The sequence below is a fragment of the Vannielia litorea genome (assembly GCF_019801175.1).
GTDB classification, from domain to species: domain Bacteria; phylum Pseudomonadota; class Alphaproteobacteria; order Rhodobacterales; family Rhodobacteraceae; genus Vannielia; species Vannielia litorea_B.
On record NZ_JAHVJR010000002.1, the window covers coordinates 515,000 to 537,230 of the forward strand.

The window sequence follows — 22,231 nt, forward strand, 5'->3', positions numbered from 1 at the left end:
GCTACACCGCCACCAGTTCGGGCGTGAGGCCCATCGATTTGAGCTGCGCGCCGATCTCGGGCAGGTAGATCGGGTTCATCACGATCACCGTGTCGGGGGGCGTGCCGGGCAGGTCATCGGGCGACCAGACGAGGTGGCCGGTGCCGGGCAGGTATTTGCCTTGCTTGTGGGGGTTGATGTCGATCACCTGCGCGACCTCGGGGCCGAGGCCGTTGGTGGTGAGGAAGGACACGCCCTTGGAGCCGCCGCCCCAGATGGCAACGCGCTTGCCCTCGGCGTGACGGGTTTTGACGAATTTGGTCCAATGCGCGCGGACCTCGGCCACCTTGGCGGGGAAGGCGGCGGCGAGGGTGCGGACGGCGGCGAGATCATCCTCGTTGTCCAGCGGCGGGCGGCCGGTGGAGGGCTCGGCATACTGGATGATGTATTGGTCGTCGTAGGCGAGGTAGAGCTTGGTCACATCCATCCCGGCGCGGCGGAACAGGCGGGCGTGACTGCCGAGGGTGAAGTAGGAGCAGTGCTCGTAATAGATATCCCAGAAGGCGCCCTCATCGAGCACGCGGCGCACATCCGGGGTTTCGAAGAAGATGCCCACATCGCGGCGGCCTTTCAGCACCTCGGCGATATCGTCCATCAGCTTGCCGACCTCGGGGATGTGCTCCAGCGTGTGGCGGCAGACGACGAAATCGGGGGTGTCGGCGATGGTGGCCGGGTCGAAATACTCGCGCTGAAAGGCGATCTCCTGCCCGTCGGCGCCGGGGAGGCGCTCGGGGATGAAACCGGGATCAACGCCCAGCCCCTGAGTGCCGGTCTGGCGCGCCAGTTCCTGAAGGAACTCGCCTTTGCCGCAGCCGATCTCGAGCGTGCGCTTGCCCTTCAGGTCGTAGAGCGAGGCGACCTCGGCGGCCAGTTCCTGCGCGAAACGGTTGAAGGTGCCCGAGAAGTGCTGGCTCTCTTCCGTGGTCGAGGCGTAGTCGACCTTGGCCAGATCGAAGGCGCGGTTGAAGACGAAGCCGCAGTCGGCGCAGAAATCGAGCACCAGCGGCGCGCGGGGAAAGTCGCGCGCCTCCGCCTCGGTATCGAGCAGGATGCAGCTTTGCACCGGGATCGCATCCAGCCGATAGATCTCGGTCAGGGCGGTGCCGCCGCAGGCCGGGCAGGGCTTGGTGGGAGGTGTCATGCCGGTATCGCTCACGACTGGCCCACGATCTCCAGTTCGGGGATCGGCACGACGAACTTGCCGCCCGCTGCGAGGAACTCCTGCTGCTGGCGGATGATCTCGTCGCGGAAGTTCCACGGCAGGATCATGACGTAATCCGGCTTGTCGGACTTCAGCTTTTCGGGGTCGTCGATGCGGACGCGGACGCCGGGCATGTATTTGCCCTGCTTATGCACGTTCTTGTCGACCGCGTATTCGATCAGCCTGCTGTTCAAGTCGAGGAAGTTGAGCATGATGGTGCCCTTCGCCGCCGCGCCATAGGCCGCGATGCGCTTGCCCTCGGCGCGCAGGCCACCGATCAGATCACGCGCCTTGCGACGGAACTCGCGGACGCGCTCGCCGAAGGTTTCGTAATAGGCGAAGGTATCGAGCCCCAGCGCGGCCTCTTCGGCGAGGATGGTGGCGACGGCCTCTGAGGGCTGGTCGGTTTTGCCGAAGTAGAGCCGCAGTGAGCCGCCGTGGATCGGCAGGCGGCGCACGTCGTTCAGGTAGAGCCCGTGGCGGGCGAAGAGGGTCTTGGCAGAGCCGACGGAGAAGTAGCACAGGTGCTCGTGGTAGATCGTGTCGAACTCGATGAAGTCGATCAGGTCGCGCACGTAGGGGAACTCGACCGAAACGATGCCGTCATCCTTGAGCAGCGCGGCCATGCCGGCGACGAGGTCGTTCTGGTCGGCGACATGGGCAACGACGTTGTTGGCGATGATCACATCGGCGCGGCGGCCCTCATCGGCGAGGCCTTGGGCCAGCTTTTTCCCGAAGAAGTCGTTGATGGTTTCGATGCCCTTTTCGCGGGCGGCGGTGGCCGGTTGCAGGGCCGGGTCAATGCCCAGCACGGGCACGCCCTTTTCCTTGAAGTTCTGGAGCAGGTAGCCGTCGTTCGAGGCGATCTCGGCGACGAGGCTGTCGCCGGTGAGGCCGCGCATCTCGATCAGCTCCAGCGCGTTCTCGCGGCTGTGCTTCAGCAGGTCTTCGGAGAAGGAGGAGAAATAGAGGTAGTCGTCGCCGAACATTTCCTCGGGCGGGCGGGTCTCGAGCAGCTGCACAAGGGTGCAGCCGGGGCAGTAGCCAAGGCGCAGCGGCACGAGGGACTCGCGGTGGGCGAGGCCGGTTTCATCCAGCAGACCATCGGAGCGGGGCATCAGGCCGAGATCCAGGATCGGCTGGAGGCCCTTGGTGCCACAGGAGATGCAGGACACCTCGGCGGCGTCGGCCACGAAATCGGCGGGCAGGCTCTGGGTGGCGGCCTCTGCGCGCGCGGCGCGGGCGCTTTCGGTGTGCTGGAGCGAGGTGTCGATCACATCGTCGGCGATCAACTTCTTGATGTGGCCGATGCGCTGGTAGCGCGGGCCTTCGAACTCTTCGAGCGTCAGATCGACGGCCTTGTAGGACTCGTAGAGCGTTTGCGCGCCCTTCTTTGCATCCCACTGGGGCTTGAAGGATGGCATGACCCGCTGGATCTTGTCGCAGTTCACGCGGTAGCTGCGCTTGTCGGGCCCGGCATCGTCGGCAAAGGTGACCTCGCAACCGGGGACCACGGCGGCGACGATCTCGGCCAGTTCCTTGATCTGGTAGTTGTGCTCGGTGACGCCGACGTTGAACGCCTCGTTACGGATTTTCTCGACCGGCGTTTCCAGCGTGGCGCAGAAGGCGCGGGAGATGTCCTCGATATGGGTGATCGGGCGCCACGGGGTGCCATCGGACTTCATGTGGATATTGCTGGTGGTCACGGCCCATGCGACGAGGTTGTTCAGCACCAGGTCGAAGCGGATGCGCGGGCTGACGCCATAGGCGGTGGCCGAGCGCAGGTAGGTCGGGCAGAAGCTGTCATCGGCCAGCTCGGCCAGCGCCAGCTCGGATTTGACCTTGCTTTCGCCGTAGGGGGTGACCGGATTGAAGGCGCCGTTCTCGTCGATGAAATCGGCCCCGCCTGCGCCGTAGTTGGAGCAGGAGGAGGAGAACACAAAGCGCTCGACCCCGGCGGCCTTGGCGGCGCGGGCGACATTCATCGTGCCCTCGAAGTTGATGTCATAGGTCGTTTGCGGGCGAAAATCGCCGAGCGGGTCATTGGAGAGGGCGGCGAGGTGCAGCACGGCATCGAAGCCGAGCAGATCGGCCGGGGTGACCTCCCGGATGTCCTTGAGCAGGGTCGGCACCTCGGGCATCTCCCCGCCGGGGGCGAAGGTGCAGCGCTCATAAAGGTCGCTGTCGATGCCCGCGACCTCGTGGCCGGCGGCGGTGAGCATGGGGGTGAGGACGGTGCCGATGTAGCCTCGGTGGCCGGTTACCAATACGCGCATCACTTTTTCTCCCAGACAGCCCAGGGCTTTTCACCGGAGTCCCACAGCTTTTGCAGCGTGTGCTTGTCGCGCAGCGTGTCCATCGCTGCCCAGAACCCCTCGTGACGATAGGCCATCAGCTGGCCGTCCTTGGCGAGGTTTTCGAGCGGTGCGTGCTCGAACATGACCATATCGCCCTCGATGTAATCGAGCACCTGCGGTTCGAGCACGAAAAAGGCACCGTTGATCCAGCCCTCGGCGGTTTGGGGCTTTTCCTCGAAAGCGGTGACCTGATCGCCCTCAAAACGCATGTGACCGTAGCGGGCCTGCGGGCGGACGGCGGTGATGGTGGCGAGCTTGCCGTGGCTGCGGTGGAAGGCGAGGAGCTTGTCGAGGTTCACGTCTGACACGCCATCGCCCCACGTGAGCATGAAAGTCTCGTCGTTCAGGTAGGGCTTGAGCCGTTTGACGCGCCCGCCCGTGAGGGTTTCATCGCCGGTTTCGATCAGGTCGACCGTCCAGGGTGCGTGGGCTTGATCGTGGCGCACCAGCGGCTCAGGGGCGCCGAGGTTGATGGTGAGGTTGCCCGAAAGCGTGCCGTACTCCGCGAAGTAGCGCTTGATGTAATCGCCCTTGTAACCGAGCGCGACGGCGAAATCGTTGTACCCGTAATGCGAGTAGATATTCATGATGTGCCAGAGGATCGGCTTGCCGCCGATCTCGACCATCGGTTTGGGGCGGATGACTGTTTCCTCAGCGAGGCGAGTGCCCTTACCGCCGGCAAGAATGGCAATCTTCATCGAATAATACTCCAATAAAACCGGTGCTTGAATTGTTGCGAATGAATAAAGGCCTTTTCAAGATATTTTGGCTGATCCCGGTTGACGGGATTGAATGATGCGTGTCCTTCGCGTCAGACGATTGCGTCGGTGAAGGCAAAATTGCCGTCTTCGAGATCGAGACCGGTGACGCCGTTGATCACCCCGATGAGCTCGTCGGCGTCGCCGCCGGTGCCCACGAGCCAGATGGCTGTGCCTGGTGTCAGGCCGGCGTGATCCTCGGTGAGGAGGTAGTCCGTGGCGCTGCCGGACAGCTGGACCTGATCGATGCCTGCCTCGAAATCCCAGATGAAGCCGTAGTCCTCGATCCCGTCGGTGGCCCCATTGCCGTCATCGTAGAAGGCGCCGCCAGCATCGCCGAACACGAAGACATCGGCCCCGCCGGCACCCACGAAGACATCCAGCTCGCCCTGCCCGGGCTGGGCGCTGCCAGTATCGGCGGCGATAAGCACCTCGGCGGTGTCGTCTCCCTGAATGATATCGCTGCCGGTGATCTCGGTGACGGTCAGATCGCCGAAGGTGACATCGAAGTAGTGGGCGTTGAGGTAGATCGAGCCGGTCGCCGGGGCCTCTTCGAGCGAGAAGGTCTCGGTGGTCTGAAGCGTCCACTCCGCGGGCTCCGGCGTGCCAACCTCCCAGATCTTGATGCTGTAGACCCGGTCATAGATGCCGGTCTGCTCGACGCTGACGACGAAGTTGTAGGTTAGCCCTTCGGAGAGGGTCATGTTGTCGGTGCCGAGCACTTCGGAGAAGACGTGGTAACTGTGGCTCTCGACTCGATCGGTATAGAAGATCGATGCGCCCGGCTCGTAGCCGCTGGCGGGTTGCCAGCCAACGAAACGATCGGTGGTATGCCCGTCCCAGAGCATGCCGATGGCAAACCCTCCGCCATCACGCCCGTTCGGATCGACGTTCTGGAGGTCGTGCATGGTGATGGTTGTCACCAGTTCGTAGTTGTCCCAGCTCTGGTCGCCGAGAACGAGAAGGCGGTCGTACCCGAGTTGGGTCGGGCGCACGCCGTTGTCGTCAAAGGTCCACTCGCCATCGACCACCTGCACGACGTCCTGAAGGTGGGTGACGGTCTCCCAGTCGATGGAGTAGTTGGGGCTCCAGTCGCCACCTGACTCGTATTCGATTGTCACATCCTGAGTGACGACCTGGCCGTTATCGAGAGTGGCGTAGATGGTTACCACGTCATCGGCGGAGGAGCCGTCGAGATCAGTGTAGGCAATGTCGATGTTGAAATCGCCGTTCTCTTGCAGGCGCCGGGTATCGGGCCCGAGCGACAGTGTTTGTAGCGGGCCGCCATTGAGGCTGTAGGTCAGTTCGGTGACATTCTCACTGACGTTACCGAGGATGTTGATCCACACTTGGCTTTCGCCGGGCGATCCGAAGCTCTGGGTGTCGCCGTACCAGACATTGATCGGATCCTGCACATCGAGGCTCAGCGTGGCGGAGGAGGTGAACTCTCCGTCGCTGATTTCATACGTTATCGTATCAACACCTTGGAAGCCTTCACCGGGGGTGTAGGTGTAGGTGCCATCGCCGTTGTCGAACAGCGTACCGTTTGATGGCGTGCCGAGGTTGGTGAGCGTCAGCGTGTCGCTCACGTCCGGGTCATAGTCGTTGGCCGTAAGATCGCTCAGGTCGAAGGTGACCGATTCGGCCACGAAGAGGTTGTCGTCGACCGCCACGGGCGCGTGATTTACGGGCACGTAGCTGCCGTCTTCGTTGGTGATCGGGTCGAGCGAATTTTCGAAGTAGTCCACGTAGGCGGTATAGCCGGGCACTGTTCCGGTGAAGGACGTGCTGCCGGCGAAGAGGCCGACCTGACTCACATCCATGACGCGCTCGTAGGTGAAAGCCTCGACCCAGTCTGACCCGCCGCCGCGGTATTCGAAAATGAACAGGTCACCGTCGCGGCTGATCCGAAGCTCCTCGACAACGCCGGGGCCGATGGAATCGAACAACGGATAGGTGGTTTGGCCGTTGACGATATCGCCGACGATCAGGGTCAGGGTCGAGCCGGTGTAGGCGAGGTCGAACCTGATCCAGTTGCCCTCGTCCTCGATCACCAGAAGCCCGTGCTCCTGATACTGTTGCGATGGCTCGGACAGAAAGCCCGCGGAAATCTCGAAATCCAGGTTCTCGACATCCTGGAGCACGCGCGGTGTCGTCATCACGTCGGATGCACTGACCTGCACGCCCTCGGGCGATGTGATGGCAAGGAAGGCCTCTGCCCCGTCATAGGCGATGTGCGCCTCGCCAGCGATGCCCTCGAACTGCCAGACGGGAGAGAGGGTCTCACCGGAGAAATCATCGGACTGGGCGTCGAAAGTGGCGACCAGAACCGAGACATTGCCCGTGGACACAAAGGTGCCGTCGCTCACCACGTAGGTGAACTCTTCGGTCCCCTCGAACCCGGGATCGGGTGTGTAGACATAGTTACCGCCGCCGAGATCGGTGATGGTGCCGTTTGCCGGATCTTCGATGGAAACGAGCGTGAGTGTGTCACCGTTGATGTCGTAGTCGTTGCCGACAAGCTCGGCCTCGGTGAAGGCGAGGCTGCCGCCGGGATCCACGTTGAAATGGTCATCTGCCGGGATCGGTGCGGCAGGGTCTGGCTCGTAGCCGGCATCTTCATCAAGGATCGGATCAAAGCTGGATTCGACGTAATCCACCAAGGCCGTCAGCGCGGCGTCGGCACCGACGCTTCCGGCAAAGATGCCTGCCTGTGTCATCTCCATATCGACAATGGCGCTGCCTGCCGTCACCCACGTTTCGCCATCCTCGGAGTACAGGAAGCTGTAGGTGTCACCGACCCGCTCGAGCCGGAGATATTGGGCGGCGGTGCTGATACTCTCCTTCAATACTGTCGTGGAGGTGCCGTCGATTGTGACGGCGGCAAAGACATAGAGCCGCGTGCCATCCGAGTAGAAATCGAAACGAAGCCAGTTGCTCTCGTCGGCCTGAACCAAGATGCCCTGCATCTGGTGGCGCTCGGTGGGCGTGCTCAGGAAGCGCACCTCGAGCGTCATGTCTTCGTCGCTAATCTCCTGCATGATCCGCGGCGCGTTGAGAGTGTTGCCCCAGATGTCGTAATTCCCGGCAGAAGTGGACAGCTCCAGCAGCGCGTTGGCCTCATCGCCGGTGAAGGCATAGCCGGTGCCTTGCGGCAGGACCTCATCCCACACGAACGACAGGTTATCGCTGTTGAAGTCATCGGACGCCAGACGCGGGGGTGGCGGCGTTCCGACGGTGATGACGACGTTGGCGGTGTCTTCGGTGGTGCCGTCGGAGAGTGTGTAGGTGAAGCTGTCATACCCATTGTAGCCCGTGTCGGGCGTGTAGGTGTAGGTGCCGTCCGGGTTTTCGGACAGGCTGCCGTGCTCGGGTGCTCCGACCGATGTCACGGTGAGCTGTGCGCCGGGTTGCACATCGTTTGCGAGCAAATCGTCCGGGCTGAACGTGAGGCTGGTGTCGGCTGCGGTGGCGAGGGCATCGTCGACAGCTTCAGGCGGGTAAGGCACACCATCTTCGCCGGACAGCGGGTCGGCATCGGCGATCACGTAGTCGACCAGTGCGGTAAATCCGCCTGCGCCGCCGGTGCTGCCGCCAAAGACGCCAGCCTGGGTGACGACCATCGAACTGGAGAGACTGCCTGCCTCGATCCAGGTTTCGCCATCCTGCGAATAGGAGAGTGTGTAAGTGTCGCCCTCGCGCTCCACGCGCAGGTACGGCGCCGTGCCCTCGGTAATCTCGACCTTGAAGGCCATGCTTGTGCTGCCGTTCACCGTGATAGCGGCAAAGGCAAAGAGGCGGTTGCCGTCGGAGTATGTATCGAAGCGGAGCCAGTTTTGCGCATCTGCCTCTACAAGGAAGCCCTGCAACTGATAGGCCTCGGTCGGGGTCGAGAGGAAATGCGCTTCGAGGGCGAAATCCTCGTCGGAGATCGCCTGCATCGCACGGGTGCTGTTGTTTTCTTGCCAGACATCGTGATTGCCCGGGCCGGTCGTGAGGACGAGGTAGGCATCGGTGCCGTCATCGGCGAGCGCCTGAGAGGCGCCATTGGGGGTGACCACGATCCACTCTGGGCCGAGCGTCGGGCTATCGAAGTCGTCGGACCCGAAGGCGGGCGGCGGCGGTGTGCCGACAGTCAGGACGATGTTGGCGCTGTCGGTGTTCGTGCCATCGCTGATGGTGTAGCTCAGCCCGTCAAAGCCGTTGTAGCCGGCATCGGGGGTGTAGGTGTAGGTGCCATCCAGATTGTCGGTCAGGACGCCATGATCCGGCTGTTCGATAGACACCACAGTGACCGTGCTGCCCTCGGGCTGAAGATCGTTCGCCAGCAGGTCATCGTCCGAGAATGTGAAAGCTGTGTCCGCAGCGGTGGCAAACGCGTCGTCTGTCGCATCCGGCGGAGGCGCGATGCCATCTTCGATTGTGAGGGGATCTGCATCGGTGAAGACGTAATCGACCTGCGCGGTGAAGCCCGGCGCATTGCCAGTGCTGCCGCCATAGAGGCCGATCTGGGACACGACCATGTTGCTGTTGAGCTCACCCGCCGTAGTCCATGTTTCGCCATCCACGGAATAGAAGAACGTGTAAGTGTCGCCCTCGCGCTCAAGCCGCAGGTAGGGAGCCACGCCACCGTCGATCTGGACCTGAAAGGCCATCGTGGTGGAGCCGTTCACCGTGATCGCGGCAAAGGCGTAGAGGTTTGTGCCGTTCGAGTAGGTATCGAAGCGGATCCAGTTTTGTGGGTCGCCTTCGACCAGAAAGCCCTGCATCTGGTAGGTCTCGGTCGGGACCGAGAGAAACTTGGCCTCGATGCCGAAATCATCATCGGAGACCACTTGCATGACCCGGACGGCATTGTTGCTGCCCCAGAGGTCGTGGTTACCGGGTTGGGTGGTGAGAGTCAGATAGGCCTCACCGCCACTTGTCTCCAGCCCTTGCGACGTGCCGTTGGGAGCGATGACGGTCCATTCACTGCCAAGGCTGGCGCCCGAGAAATCGTCGGCGCTGAAGCTGGGCGGCGGCGGGGTGCCGACCGTCAGGTTCACCGTTGCGGTGTCTTGCTGGGTTCCGTCGGTGATCGTGTACTCGAAAGAGTCAGGCCCGTTGAACCCGGGGTCAGGTGTGTAGGTATAGGTGCCGTTGCCGTTGTCTGTCAGCGTGCCGTTGTCAGCCGAGCCGACGGACTGCACGGAGATGGTACTGCCCTCGGGGAGCGTGTCATTCCCGAGCAGATCGGCTTCGGTCAGTGTGATGGCCGTGCCTTCGGCAGTTGCAAAGCTGTCGTCGATCGCGTCGGGCGGCGGAGCGACACCGTCTTCGTTCACCAGTGGGTCCGCATCGGTTTGGACGTAATCCACCTCGGCTACATAGGCCGCATTGGCCCCCGAACTGCCTGCGAAGACGCCCGCCTGAGTGATCACGAGACTGCTGGTCAGGCTGCCTGCGACTGTCCAGGCTTCGCCGTCGAGCGAGTAGTAGAAAGTGTAGGTGTCACCTTCGCGCTCAACACGGAGATAGGGGGCAACGCCGCCGGGAATGGCGGTTTGAAAGGCGGTCGAGGTGCTGCCGTTGATGGTGATGGCGGCAAAGGCATAGAGACCGGAGCCGTTGGAGTAGGTGTCAAAGCGGAGCCAGTTCTGCGCATCTGCCTCGAACAGGAACCCCTGCATCTGGAAGCGCTCAGTCGGCGTTGAGAGGAACAGCGCCTCGATGGCGAAGTCGCCATCGGAAACCACCTGCATCGCACGGGCGGCGTTGTTCGAGCCCCAGAGATCATAGTTGCCGGCGCCAGTGGAGAGCGCCAGATACTGATCGGCCCCGCTGTCACCCAAACCTTGGGTTGCGGCACTCGGGGTGACGATGATCCAATCGTCCGAGAGGCTGCCGCCTGAGAAGTCATCGGAGTTGAAGCTTGGTGGTGCCGGTGTGCCCACCGTCAGGACAACGGTGGCAGTGTCTTCGGTGCTTCCATCCGAGATTGTGTAGGTGAAGGTGTCTTCGCCGTTGAACCCCGGGTCCGGGGTGTAGGTGTAGGTGCCGTTCCCATTGTCTGTCAGTGTGCCATGCTCGGGGAACCCAATGGCAACAATGGTCAGCGGATCATTGGCCGGGTCCGTATCGTTTGCGAGCAGGTCGGCATTCGACAGGGTCAGCGCAGTGTCGGCCTCGGTGCTGAAGGCATCATCCTGTGCGTCCGGCGGCGCAAGGGCCGCGTCTTCACCGACAAGCGGATCGAGGGAAGACTCGAAATAGTCGACCTGTGCGGTGTAGCCAGTGGCCGGGCCGCTGTTGCCAGCGAATACACCGGTTGCCGTGACGTTGATCGCGTGGGTGAAACTGCCAGCCTCAACCCAGGTCGACCCGTCTTGCGAATACTCGAATGTCCAGACGTCACCCTCGCGATCCACACGGACGAAGGGTGCGGTTCCGCCCGGTATCGGCACTTGAAACGCAACCGAGGAAGAGCCGTTGACCGTGATGGCCGCGAAGGCATAGAGCGTGGAGCCGCTTGAATAGGTGTCGAAGCGGATCCAGTTGGAAGCATCCTCTTCTACGAGGAGTCCCTGCATCTGGTAGCGCTGGGTCGGCGTTGTGAGGAACTTCGCTGAGATCTCGAAATCGACATCCGCCATGTCTTGCATGGCGCGGGCAGCGTTGTTGGCATTCCATATGTCATGGTTGCCATCGGGTGTTTGCAATTCCAGCCAAGCATCTCCGCCGCCTGAGGCAAAGCCGTGCGATACAGCAGCCGGCCCCTCAATGCGCCATTCCTCACCCAGATCACCATTGGAGAAGTCGTCAGAGACGCTCATCACCCAAACCCCTTGCTCAAAAATAAGATGTTCCAAAAATCGGGTTTCAGCGTAGGGCTTGAGACCATGCTCTCAAAGTAAAATCGGTGTCATGCCCGACAATTGGTGACGCAATCCGAAGATTGTCTTACGAATGGCGGGAGTAAGGCGAGAAAAAGGCAAGGAGTAATGGCTCTGAATCATCCTTTGCGCGAGTCGAATACCGAGTTGCGCTCTGAGGTTGCGAATCGGGGGGTATCTGAGTCGGCGGTTTGGGTGAATTCCTGTATTTCCATTTGGTTTCAGCTGCTTGAACTGTCTTTCAAAGGCCGAACGGCATGAAGTTGGCGTATGTCGGGCTGTGGTCTCCTCAGAACGTGAAGTACTGGAGTGGCACGCCCTATTTCAGTTATCGCGCATTGAAAAACGGCCAGCATGAAATCGAGCTAATCGATACGCCAAAGCTGGATAAATTCCTGTTCTACGCGGGCAAGATTTCACGCAAGTTCGGGCTCGACCTTTTGCGAGAGCCGCTCATTCGGAAGGCCTACGGATATCTCGTCAACCGGAAGATCGCTGTGGTCCGCCCGGATGTGATCATTTCAGTCGGTGCCAGCCACAAGCTCTGCGACCTCGAAGCGGACTGCCGTATCGTCCATATTGCGGACGCTTTGTTCGCTTCGATCGTCAGTTCCTACAGCCACCTGTCGGGCATGTCCGAAAGGTCTCTGCGGCTTGGTGAGGCCATTCAGAAGCGATTCTTGGAGCGTGTCGACGCGCTGTGCCTCTCATCGGATTGGGCTGTGGAGTCGGCGCAGGAGCACTATGACCTTGCGCATTGCCGCGTACGCATGGTGCCTCTGGGCGCGAACTTTGAGGTAGATCCGGGCTACGACCCTGCCGCACGTGAGGCGGTACCGGACTTGAAGCTGCTCTTTGTCGGGGGGGACTGGGAGCGCAAGGGCGGCCCTTTGCTGCTTGAGATGTTCGAGATCCTGCGTGCGCGGTTTCCGGGCGCGGAACTTCATATCGTTGGTTGCGAGCCAGAGAGTGCGAAGGGGATCGAGGACGTAACCGTTCATGGATACCTCAACAAATCGGACTCGAAGGACGCGGCAAAGCTGGAGGGCCTGTTTCGGCAGGCTGCCTTTCTCGTTGTCCCTTCGCGGCAAGAGGCCTTTGGCATCGCATTTTGTGAAGCCTGCGCCTATGGGCTGCCACCTGTCGGGACAAAGACGGGTGGTATCAAGTCTATCATCCGGGACGGTGAAAACGGCCTCCTGTTGGAACCGGAGGCATCGGCGGAGGCGCAGGCGGAGCGGATCGCTGCGCTTTGGTCAGACCGGGATGCGTATCTTGCGATGTGCGCCACGGCCAGACGGCACTACGAGAACAGGTTGAGTTGGGGTGCTTGGGCCGCCCAGATCGAGGCAGAGGCCGAACGGCTGCTTGCGGATTGATCAGGCTTAACGCAAGCGGGCCAGTATTGTGCCAGTGAGGCCGAGCCATGGATCGACCATACCCAGGGTGAGTTTGGAGAGCTTGGCGGCTTTTCCTGCCGTGTCATAGGCCGTGCGTTCAACCTGAAAACCCGCCTGCTTCAGCCATGACCTAACAATTGCCGGGTCGGTCCGATGGATGTTGCTTTTGGCGAAGTCGCCAACGTTCACGGCCTCTGGGAATTGGTTTCGCTCAGCTTTGAGCCGCTTGCGCTCGGCGAGGCACGACCAGTTCCAGAACAGCACAATGACTTTCCCGCTCTCAGTGAGGGCAGGGCGGAAGCGTTTGAGAAAGTCTACGGGGTCTTTCACATAGGGAAGACAGAGGTTCATGAGGACGACATCGTAGCTGGCGTCCTCAATGCTGCTCGCAGTGTTCGATAAATCGGCGTCGAGGATTTCGACCCCGCGCAACCGTGCGGACTCTGCGATGACGGGGTCAAGCGGGATTGCCTTGACTGAATGGCCCGACGAGGCGAGCGCGGCTTCCGTACGGCCCATGTCGCATCCTACGGAGAGGACCCTTGCTGGCGATGCCGGAGCTGCGCGCAACACCGACTTTACTTCTGGCGTAAAGTAGGACCGATCGAACCTGTGTGTGAATTCAACTCTCGCGTGCCCATTCAGCAAGGAGGCGCTGGGCAAGCCCTGATGGTAGATGTGTTCCATTTTCTGAAGGTGAAGATCAATCTCACTCTTCGGCAGGCCAATTTTGCCCACGTATTTGTTGGGCAAATGGTGGAGGCTGAAGTCCAGCAGCCGGGAAATGCACACGACCTTTCGGAACCCGCATCGGGTATATGGGTCAGTCGCGGCGGAGCAGAGCATATCGTATCTGCCTTCATGTGGCGGTATCAGAAAGCCGCCTGAGGCAATGCACGCCTTGAGCTGTGCTCGGGTCAAAACATAGGCGGCTGAATGCTCGTTGGTGAAATGCGCATAAAGCTCTCCACCGGCCTCCAGAACGCTATCGGGCTCCCAGTGGTAACTGGCGTGGACCGTTGAGTAGTGAAGGTTCTTATCCTGATCGATCTCATGCCTGACAAAGCCGGCGATGTAGCCCTCTGGGAGGGCTTCCTGGGCTTCCAGAAACGCGTCGACATGTTCTTCCGTGATCAGGGTGTCGTCTTCTGAGTAGATGAACAGGTCGTAGTCATCTTGCCGTTCGGCAAAGAGATCTCGGTGCGAGAACGGCAAGGACCACGGGTTGGAGATGGGGAGCCCGACACGGACTTCGACACCTTCGGCCACCTCCTTCTCGACGTTAGAGAGCGCAACGATGTCGACCTCGCAGCTGAAGCTGCGATAGCTGTCGATGAGCTGATGTATGAACTTTCCGCTGGTGTCGCCGTAATTGGCGATCGCAACCAGTATCTTCATCGTGGCTGTGCCTTCTGCTTTGGTGGCAGGCCGCCTTGCCTGTGCATCACTCATACCCCCCGCGCCAGTCGTTGCGTTGCTGCCAGACGTCGCGCCAGGCGGTGTGGGCGTCGCGCCAGCGTTGGGAGCGGAGGAGGCGGGCGAGCACGCCGGTGGCCAGCATGCGGGACAATGGCCAGCTGGCGAGAAGGACCGTGCCGGCGCGCCTTTGCCAGCGAGGGAAGTGGCGGCGGATGAGGGTGGTCTTGGCCTTGAGGAGCATCACCAGTTTGGCCGCGCGCACCTTGGAGGATGCGCCGACGTAGTGGACGATTTCTGCGTCAGGAGTCATCCGCGGCCGGGCGCCCATTGCGCGGGCGCGCAGGCACAGGTCGGCCTCTTCACCATACATGGTGAAGGCCGGGTCAAAACCGCCGAGGGTGTTCCAGAAGTCGCGCTTGATGAGAAAGAAGCAGCCCGAGACGATGTCGATCTCGCGCTCGCTGTCGCGCTGCCAGCCGCCGTAGGCCTCCGGGTTGAAGAGGGCGCTCCGGCGGAACAGGCTGGAGAGGCCGAGGGCTTGGGTGGTCATGCTCCAGAGCGACATGCGGCCCCAGCAATTGGTGGGATTGAGGCTGCGGTCGCCGTAGAGCGTTCGGCCACCCCAGATCCGTGCCTCCGGACGGGCACGGGCGAAGGAGACGAGTGCGTCGATGGCGCCGTCCAGCACGATGGTATCAGGGTTCAACAGCAGGAGGTATTCGCCGGTCACCAGCTGCGCGGCGATGTTGTTGGCTTTCGCGAAGCCGTGGTTGGTGTGATCCGCGATCAGGCGAACGTCGGGGAAGGCCTCGGCAATGGCGTCTGCGGAGCCATCCTGCGAGGCATTGTCGTAGACCAAGAGATCGAAAGGGCAGGTGGTTTGGTCGAGCACCGAACTGATGCACGCCAGCGTCATATCGTGGGTGTTGTAGCTCACCACGATGATTGAAACGACAGGTGCCGAAGGGCTCGCCTGTTCCGAGACGGTGCCGGGCGCGCTTTTGCTGCGTGGCTCGGTGGCCTTATCGGCTGTGGTGCTCAAATCGATAGTCGCTCCGGGCGAACAATCTGGGAAAAGAAAAAATGTCGATCTTGGAAAATACTTCCATGTCGGCGCGCGCAATTCAACGGAATTTGCCCGAAACGCTGTTTTCACGTTTCGGGCAAGATTTCGATTTCGGTTTGGTCCGCCCCCGTTGAGGGTCGGGACGTACGCTTAGACGACGAAGACGTGGTCGGCCAAGGTGAAGAGGTCGGCGACCCCATCCAGCGTGATCACGTCGCCATTGCCGAAGTCCAGCACGGCGTTGCCGTCGACCAGCGCACCAAAGGTATCGACGACCTCGGCGCCCGACATCCCGGCAACGGCGCCGATTGCGGCCTGTTCGATGTGGAGCACATCGCCATCGGCGAAGTCGAAATCCTCGACCGTGTCGGAGCCATCGTTGAAGACGAAGATGTCGGCATGGGAGCCGCCACGCAGGCTGTCGTTCCCGGCGCCGCCATCGAGCGTGTCGCTGTGGGCACCACCGATCAGGATATCGTTGCCGCCCCGACCGAAGAGGTGATCGTCACCTGCAAAGCCGTAAAGGCGGTTGGCGCTATCCGTGCCGGAGATTTCGTCTCCGCCATGACCGCCAGCGACGTCTTCGATGGAGATGTAGGTATCCCCTCTGGCTTCGCCGGTGTTGCGCGAGGAGTCCTCGAGGTCGATGACCAGATCGACCTTGGAGTAGACGTAATTCGCCCTGTCGCGTCCGTCGCCACCGTCGAGGACATCGGCCCCCGCGCCGCCGCTGAGGACGTCGCTGCCATCTCCGCCAACGAGGATATCGTTGCCGGCCCGGCCATAGAGCAGGTCGCCGTTGGCGCCGCCATAGAGCGCGTTGTCACCGTTGTCGCCGCGCAGATTATCACTGCCTTGGCTGCCGATGATGTTCTCGATGCTGTCGAAGGTGTCACCTTCGCCAGCCCAAGTGTTCATCGTGGGGTTCAGAAGGTCGACGAGAAGGTAGCCGTAGGAACCCTCGTAGCTCACCGTGTCGTTGCCATCACCGCCGAAGAAGGCGTCGGCTCCGTCCACCCGGGTGAGGACATCGGGGTCGCCGCCGTTCAGGACGTCGTTTCCAAGGCCGCCTTGGAGCGTGTCATCGCCAATGCCGCCGGTAAGGACATCGTCGCCGTCGGTGCCGGTGCGAACAACGCCATCGCTGGGATCGCCCTCGTTCAGACCTTCGAGCGCCTCGGCGACCATGTCGGCGATCTCTGCCGAAGAGTGAACCCCCTCGGTGATGACGAGGTTGCTGATCGAGCCGTTGAACGGATCGGAGAATCCGGCTGCACCGGTTTGGCTCCCCCAACCGAGGCCGCCGACCTGCAGGTACTCGGTGTTGTCCACCCAGCTCATGCCGAAGTTGGCGGTGTCGACCACCACACCATCCAGCAGCACCGCGGTGGTGGTGCCATCGAAGGTGATCATCAGCTCATATTCGGTATTGGCCTGAAAGCCGGGAACCGTGACGATGTGATCGCTGGTGCCATCCTGGAAGCGGATGGTGAGGGTGCTCCCGTTGAGATAGACGGCAAGGTGATTGCCGCCGCCAGCATAGTAGCTGGCGTCGCGGGTCAGCAGACCCTGCATGCCGTTGACCGTCGCCGCCTCGAACGAGAAGGAGATCGTGCCTGCCGCCATTTGCAGCTCAGGTGTGGCCGCGATTTCGACAACGTCGGAGGTGTCGTCGAAGGTGGCGGTTCCGACCATGCTGAAGGCCGCGCCTTCGACGATTTCGAAGTGCACGTCAGAATCGGGTTCCGGCTCCGGCTCGGGATCGGGTTCCGGATCGGGGTCAGGCTCGGGCTCGGGATCGGGGTCGGGGTCCGGAGTCGGATCGGGATCCGGCGTACCGCCGCCGCCCGTATCCTCGCCCAACAACTCCATCAGGCGCTCATAAGCGCCATAGTCTTCAGCAAGACTGCCGGCGATAGGTGTGAGGTCTGCGAGGGTGATGCCGAGGCCGACGTCAGCGTTCTCGAAGAGGCTGTCGTAGTTGTAGGGGCCGGTCGAACCTTGATGGATGTACAGGTTGCCGCCTGTGGTGCCGAGCCCCGAGAACCCCGGATAGACACCCTGAATGTTACCGTAGCTCTCGCCGTCGACGAGAACTTCCGTTGCCTTGCTGCCGATGCCGGCGATATCAAGGACCGTGTTGTGATGGGCGACGACATTGGTACCGCTGCTCACAGAGATCCCGCGGATCATACCGGTGACGATGATGTTCTGGGAAATCTCGATGTTCGTGTAGTGGGCGTCATCAAGGAAGATGCCCTGAATGTCACCGGCGGTCACTGGCAGCAGCACGTTTCCGCGAATGATGACATTGCTGGAGTCGCCACCCTGAAACTGGATGAAGTCAAGGTGGGCGCCAGCGCTCGCATACACATGACCAGCGCCAAAGTTGTTTTCGATCAACGCGTCGTTGATGCGAATGAACTTGAAGCTGTCATTGTTGATGTGATCGACCGTATTGCCGATCAGCTGGAAGTTGTCGGAGTCATAGAAACAACCGCCATTCTTCACGTCATGGATGTAGTTGTTTTCAAACGTGACGTGCGAGGTCTGGTTGGTGTAGATGCCGTAGTGGCCGGAATAGTCATTGTCGACCGGCCCGTTGACCTCGCTGTTTACGAACTCGATGTGATGGCTGCCGTCGACGATCGCAACGATGCTCGAAGCGAACTCCCCGTTGCTCGGGCTCTCAACATGCACTCCGTCGATGCGGATGTAGCTGGAGTTGTCGACAGTCACCTCATCGAACTTTGCCCCCAGCGGATTGTCCGAAGTGATCGTGACATAGCTCGAGTAGGCCTGATTATTGATATCCAGGGATCCGTAGTCGCCATCGGCCAGGACGATGGTTTCGCCGCCAGAGGCTTGTTCGAGGGCATCGAGCAGTTCGGCCCTGCTCGAAACATTTATGGTCTGCGTTGGCATCGGGTAGCTCCCCAATATGCGTCGGTCGAATGAACCCGGGAGTTGGTGGTGGTCGGGTCCGCTGAATTGCTTCCAGCCATGGAACAGCCACGACAAAAGGGTCCTCCCACGGTGGTGGTGGCCACCGGGTGAAGAACCGGACACGCGATGTGTCCGACCGTGACTATCGTGGAGGCTCGTCTGTGCTACCCGACATCGGTTTCGGGAAGGTTACGAGCCCAGCCTGCTTCGGTTGTTACCTCTTGAGTTGCTGTCCCTTGCCTGTGGTGGCTCGCATAGCAACGGGGCCAAATGGTGGCAATGTGGTGGCGAGAACTGAGTCCCGCTGAGCAATGATCCGCCAGAAAACAAGGGGTTTGGGGTGCCCAAGGTGGGCTTGAGGCGGGGTGGGGTGGGTTCGAAAATGCCGGAAGAAGTCGGTATTCCAAATGCTTACGTCATCCGACGTAACCCACGCGGCGGTTGCGGCGGTGCGCCTCAGAAACCGGCAATTTTGCGGCAAGGGGGCAGCGAAACGATACGCATTCTAACAAAATGGCCTCGAACCCCTTCGCCTGCGCGGTTTGTTGCCGCCCGAGGTGGCCGCTTTGGGCCTGTTCTTGCAGGTATCGGAGTGGGAAGGGCTATAGGCGGCCCACGATGGCGCGGCGCAGGGTGCCTAGGAAGTTGCGCGTGAGGCCTCGAAGTCCGGCGCGGCGGGCGTTGCGGGCGAGGTGAAAGCCGCGGTATCGGGGCACCGGTCGCAGGAGCAGCCGCAAGGCGGACATGCGGGCCAAGGTGAAGCGTCGTTTCTGGGTTTGGCCCGGTTGGATGCCTTCGAGGCCTTCTATGTCGAATGGCTGCAGCGACAGGCGCCCCCCGGTCACCGCTTGCTCCATCACTTCAGCCCCCACCCGCGTTCGCGCCATGACGATGCTGACCCCTGGCCGGTCGGTGAAGGTTGGATAGCCATCGGCGTCTGCTTCCCACGCATCGGCACAGACGATGTCGGCGAAGCTGCCGGTGCCATCGGCGCAGATCTTGCAACGGAACTGCACGTGCCGTGAAAGGATGCCGCCCCAGCTGTCGGCATAGCTCATGCGCTGCTCGGTCCCGTCCTCAAGCGTAGCCTTCGCATGGCCGGGCCACCCATCGCCCCGGTAGCGAAAGTGACGGACTTGGGCCTCTGGGGCGCCCATGGTGCTCAAGACCTCTCGCGCGCCGGAGAGGCTCGGCACGCCGGCGCAGAAGAAGGACAGCATATAGGGGAACCGGGTTGCGACACGCGGGTCGGTCTTGCCGAGAGCTCGAAGGGCGGCGACATCGCAGGGCTTGCCGACGAAAGCGTGGCGCTCCGTGGAGGCGAGCAGGGGCTCTATCCCGGCGAGCGGCGCGGAGGGGGCGTATCGGGAGCCGGCGGCTTGGAAGACTTCCTCGGCACGCTCGCTCAGAACCGTGACGTTGGCGATCGGGAGGGCCGCATCGGCTCCGGTTTGCACAATGCGATCAACAGCGCCGCTTTGCAGCAGGTGCACCAGCAGAGCCGAGAGCGCGCCACCGGAAGAGGCATTCTGCCGAAGCGCAGGGTCGGTGGCGTGGCCACTGTGAACAGAGAGGTAAGGCCCCCACAGAGGATGATCGGGCCGGTCGCCGGGCTCCAGCGTGAGGCCAACGCCGGGGCAGGCCTTGCGGAGCCGTGACTCTTGCGCGACTGACAACTCGGCAGATTGCACGGGTCGAAGGTAGCCGGATGCTGATACGCCCATCTTCACGGCGTCGGGTGCGATGGCGGCACAGGCACCGCATCCTGCACAGAGCTTGCCAGACAGAATGCGGCGAAGCGTGGGAGAGGCTGGTTGTGTGCTCAAGGCGTGCTGGGCCCTCCGCGCACGTCCGCGAGCACCTTTCCGATGGCGTCCTCATAAAGCGCGAGTCGGTGCAGCCCGCGCGACAGAGGCTGCTGCATCTGCGCTGCGACAGTCTCACCGTTGGCGAGGAGGGCCTCAAAGCGGCTTATGATTTCATCACCGCTGTGTTCACGACAGTCGGCCATCGTCTCATACCCCAGTGCCCCGAACAGGCCCGCGAACTTGCGGCTGTAGGCCATTGGCAGCACCGGAACGCCGGAGGAGAAGGCGGCGATGCAGGCGTGCATGCGGGCGCCGGCGAAGGCATCCAGCGCGGCGATGTAGCTCTTTGCTTCGATGGGGTCGTTGAACTTGGGCGCAACGACTGTGCCGGGAAACTCCTCGCCCAGCCGCTGGCTGACCCGATAGTCGTCTTCCACCTCGGTGGCATCGGAGATGACATGGCCGACGAGATGCAGCTCGATGTCATCACGCGCGGCGAGGTTTGTAACCAGACGGCGGATTGTCTCGGCGTAGGAGTCACGCAGGCCGAACATATTGCCGCCGGTGTATCCGCCATTGAACAGAAGGCCCGAGACGTTGAGGCCGACACGGAGCTTGTCAGTCGGGGGCATTTGAGCGCGCTCGAAGGGCAGGCGCAGGGCGACGTCGCTGGCGGCGGTCAGGTTGCCCGAGTAGCCGAGGCTGTGCAGGAAGTCGGCAGAAAGATCATCGCGCACCGCAGCCACCCGTGCTCGGCGAATGACCCAGAGGGCCATGCGGCGTGCCCAACCACGCTCGAAGGGGCCGATCGTTTGTGGCGCGAGGATCAGCGAGCGGCGGGCGACGAATGTGAGGATCTTGGCGGCCAGCATCGTGCCGGCCCGCTTGGTACCATAGATATCGGTGAAGCTGTCTCCGGCGGAGATATCGAGCACCACATCGCAGCGGCGAAGATGCGAGAGCAGACCGCCGACCGGTTTGATGAAATCCTTCATCCGCAGTTCGACGACCTCGATGTCGTCTGCCTCGAAGTACTGCGGGCGCGGGTCCTTCCATCCAAGAATGGTGAAATGGGGCGTCAGCCCGAGCTTTGCGGCGGCTTCGCGGAGGATCGCGATATGGGCCAAGGTGAGCGCGCCGACTCCGAGATTGTCGGACGTCATCGAATGCCAGAGCAGCCCGAGACGGATCGTTTTGGACGGTTGTGGCATCAATGGTGAAATCTCTGCGATTGAAATGCAAAAAGGTAACGCCTTGGAGCGTAGAGCAAGATTCTGCATCCGCCAAGGATATGCTCGGCGGGCGCTGACAGAGGTGGTGGACCAGGCCGAGGTCGTGCGGATCAGAACCCGTAGAGCTCCGGTGCCTTGGCGATGCCGCGCGTGGTCCGCACGAGTTCTGCCGAGATGCCCGGCTCGGAGAGCGCGTGGCCGGCGTTGGGGATCATCTTGAGGGTGCCGCGCGGCCAGCGGTCCGCGAGGGCCTGCGCTGCCTCGGGGGGGCAGATCATGTCGTAGCGGCCTTGCACCACCGTTCCGGGGATGTGGGCGATTTCGGGCATGTCCGTAAGGATCTGGCCGTCTTCGCGTAGGAAGCCCGCGTTGCTGAAATAGTGGTTCTCGATCCGGGCGAAGGCGCGGGCGTAGCTGCCGCTGCCCTCGCCCATGTGGGCGTGGCTTTCCATCGAGGCGAGGGCGTTCTCCCAGCCGGCCCAACGCTGGGCGAGGCGGGTTTCTTCCATCAGGTCGCCGGAGAACAGGCGGCGGTGGTAGGCGGCGATGAGGTCGCCCTGCTCGGCCTCGGGGATCAGCTCGGTGAAGCGCTTCCAGACATCGGGGAAGAACCGGGCCGCGCCGCCGCCGTAAAACCATTGCAGCTCGCGCTGGGTCATCAGGAAGACGCCGCGCAGCACGAGGTAAGCGGTTTGCGCCGGGTGGGCCTGCGCATAGAGCAGCGAGAGCGTGGCGCCCCAGCTGCCGCCGAACACCACCCAGCGGTCGATGCCGAGGGTCTCGCGGATGCGCTCGATATCGGCGATCAGGTCCTGCGTGGTGTTGTTCTCGACCGAGGCGAAGGGACGGGAGCGGCCGCAGCCGCGCTGGTCGAACAGGACGACGCGGTAGATATCGGGGTCGAAGTAACGGCGCATGGCAGGTGAGCACCCGCCGCCGGGGCCGCCGTGAAGCACGACCGCCGGGATGCCCTTGGGGTTGCCGCATTGCTCGACATAGATCGAGTGGCCGCCCGGCATGTCGATCATCCGCTGGTCGAACGGGCTGATCGCCGGGTAGAGGTGGCGGTATGCGCTGTTATGACCCGCGTTCCTGTCCATCCCTGAGCTATATAGCGTGGCGTGGCCCGGGAC

At 62.0% G+C, this 22,231-nt stretch carries 11 protein-coding genes; 1 reads left to right on the plus strand and 10 read right to left on the minus strand.

Features of this window, described 5'->3' with window-relative positions; all coding sequences use genetic code 11:
* Position 1: 1 nt before the first annotated feature.
* The 4 genes from KUV38_RS17925 to KUV38_RS17940 form a co-directional block, all read right to left on the minus strand.
* Positions 2-1,195 (minus strand): class I SAM-dependent methyltransferase, encoded by a 1,194-nt coding sequence (locus KUV38_RS17925; RefSeq protein ID WP_315898659.1) that lies wholly within the window; start codon positions 1,193-1,195, stop codon positions 2-4.
* Positions 1,192-3,516: an NAD-dependent epimerase/dehydratase family protein gene (locus tag KUV38_RS17930; protein WP_222471553.1), complete on the minus strand. Its 2,325-nt coding sequence runs from the start codon at positions 3,514-3,516 to the stop codon at positions 1,192-1,194. The genes KUV38_RS17925 and KUV38_RS17930 overlap by 4 nt, the downstream gene beginning before the upstream one ends.
* Complete coding sequence (rfbF, locus tag KUV38_RS17935) at positions 3,516-4,295, minus strand: glucose-1-phosphate cytidylyltransferase (RefSeq protein ID WP_222471554.1); 780 nt, start codon at positions 4,293-4,295, stop codon at positions 3,516-3,518. The genes KUV38_RS17930 and rfbF overlap by 1 nt, the downstream gene beginning before the upstream one ends.
* A 113-nt stretch (positions 4,296-4,408) precedes the next feature.
* The gene (locus KUV38_RS17940; protein ID WP_222471555.1) at positions 4,409-11,167 is read right to left on the minus strand and encodes a cadherin-like domain-containing protein; all 6,759 of its coding nucleotides are present in this window, start codon (positions 11,165-11,167) and stop codon (positions 4,409-4,411) included.
* 317 nt (positions 11,168-11,484) lie between these two features.
* Here KUV38_RS17940 and KUV38_RS17945 point away from each other — a divergent pair, with 317 nt between their 5' ends.
* Positions 11,485-12,606 carry a glycosyltransferase family 4 protein gene (locus KUV38_RS17945; RefSeq protein WP_222471556.1) on the plus strand — a complete coding sequence of 374 codons (1,122 nt, stop codon included), beginning with the start codon at positions 11,485-11,487 and terminating at the stop codon, positions 12,604-12,606.
* Positions 12,607-12,612: 6 nt separating this feature from the next.
* Here KUV38_RS17945 and KUV38_RS17950 read toward each other — a convergent pair whose 3' ends face one another.
* From KUV38_RS17950 to pip, 6 genes are all read right to left on the minus strand, one after another.
* On the minus strand, positions 12,613-14,079 hold the full coding sequence (locus tag KUV38_RS17950; protein WP_222471557.1) for a class I SAM-dependent methyltransferase: 1,467 nt from the start codon (positions 14,077-14,079) through the stop codon (positions 12,613-12,615).
* A complete protein-coding gene (locus KUV38_RS17955; RefSeq protein WP_261385424.1) occupies positions 14,072-15,088 on the minus strand; it encodes a glycosyltransferase family 2 protein in 1,017 nt (338 codons plus the stop codon). The genes KUV38_RS17950 and KUV38_RS17955 overlap by 8 nt, the downstream gene beginning before the upstream one ends.
* Before the next feature lie 174 nt (positions 15,089-15,262).
* The gene (locus KUV38_RS17960; protein WP_222471558.1) at positions 15,263-17,851 is read right to left on the minus strand and encodes a right-handed parallel beta-helix repeat-containing protein; all 2,589 of its coding nucleotides are present in this window, start codon (positions 17,849-17,851) and stop codon (positions 15,263-15,265) included.
* Between the two features lie 809 nt (positions 17,852-18,660).
* Positions 18,661-19,782 (minus strand): Coenzyme F420 hydrogenase/dehydrogenase, beta subunit C-terminal domain, encoded by a 1,122-nt coding sequence (locus KUV38_RS17965; RefSeq protein ID WP_222471559.1) that lies wholly within the window; start codon positions 19,780-19,782, stop codon positions 18,661-18,663.
* Positions 19,783-19,880: 98 nt separating this feature from the next.
* Complete coding sequence (locus tag KUV38_RS17970; RefSeq protein ID WP_222471560.1) at positions 19,881-21,077, minus strand: polysaccharide pyruvyl transferase family protein; 1,197 nt, start codon at positions 21,075-21,077, stop codon at positions 19,881-19,883.
* Positions 21,078-21,208: 131 nt separating this feature from the next.
* Complete coding sequence (pip, locus tag KUV38_RS17975; RefSeq protein WP_222471561.1) at positions 21,209-22,198, minus strand: prolyl aminopeptidase; 990 nt, start codon at positions 22,196-22,198, stop codon at positions 21,209-21,211.
* Positions 22,199-22,231 lie beyond the last annotated feature (33 nt).

Excerpts from the sequence above, each read along its gene's own strand:
- KUV38_RS17950 (WP_222471557.1), bottom strand. The coding sequence starts at position 14,079 with ATGAGTGATGCACAGGCAAGGCGGCCTGCCACCAAAGCAGAAGGCACA.
- pip (WP_222471561.1), bottom strand. The coding sequence starts at position 22,198 with ATGGACAGGAACGCGGGTCATAACAGCGCATACCGCCACCTCTACCCG.
- KUV38_RS17945 (WP_222471556.1), top strand. The coding sequence starts at position 11,485 with ATGAAGTTGGCGTATGTCGGGCTGTGGTCTCCTCAGAACGTGAAGTAC.
- KUV38_RS17930 (WP_222471553.1), bottom strand. The coding sequence starts at position 3,516 with ATGCGCGTATTGGTAACCGGCCACCGAGGCTACATCGGCACCGTCCTC.
- KUV38_RS17970 (WP_222471560.1), bottom strand. The coding sequence starts at position 21,077 with ATGCCACAACCGTCCAAAACGATCCGTCTCGGGCTGCTCTGGCATTCG.
- KUV38_RS17940 (WP_222471555.1), bottom strand. The coding sequence starts at position 11,167 with ATGAGCGTCTCTGACGACTTCTCCAATGGTGATCTGGGTGAGGAATGG.
- KUV38_RS17965 (WP_222471559.1), bottom strand. The coding sequence starts at position 19,782 with ATGGGCGTATCAGCATCCGGCTACCTTCGACCCGTGCAATCTGCCGAG.
- rfbF (WP_222471554.1), bottom strand. The coding sequence starts at position 4,295 with ATGAAGATTGCCATTCTTGCCGGCGGTAAGGGCACTCGCCTCGCTGAG.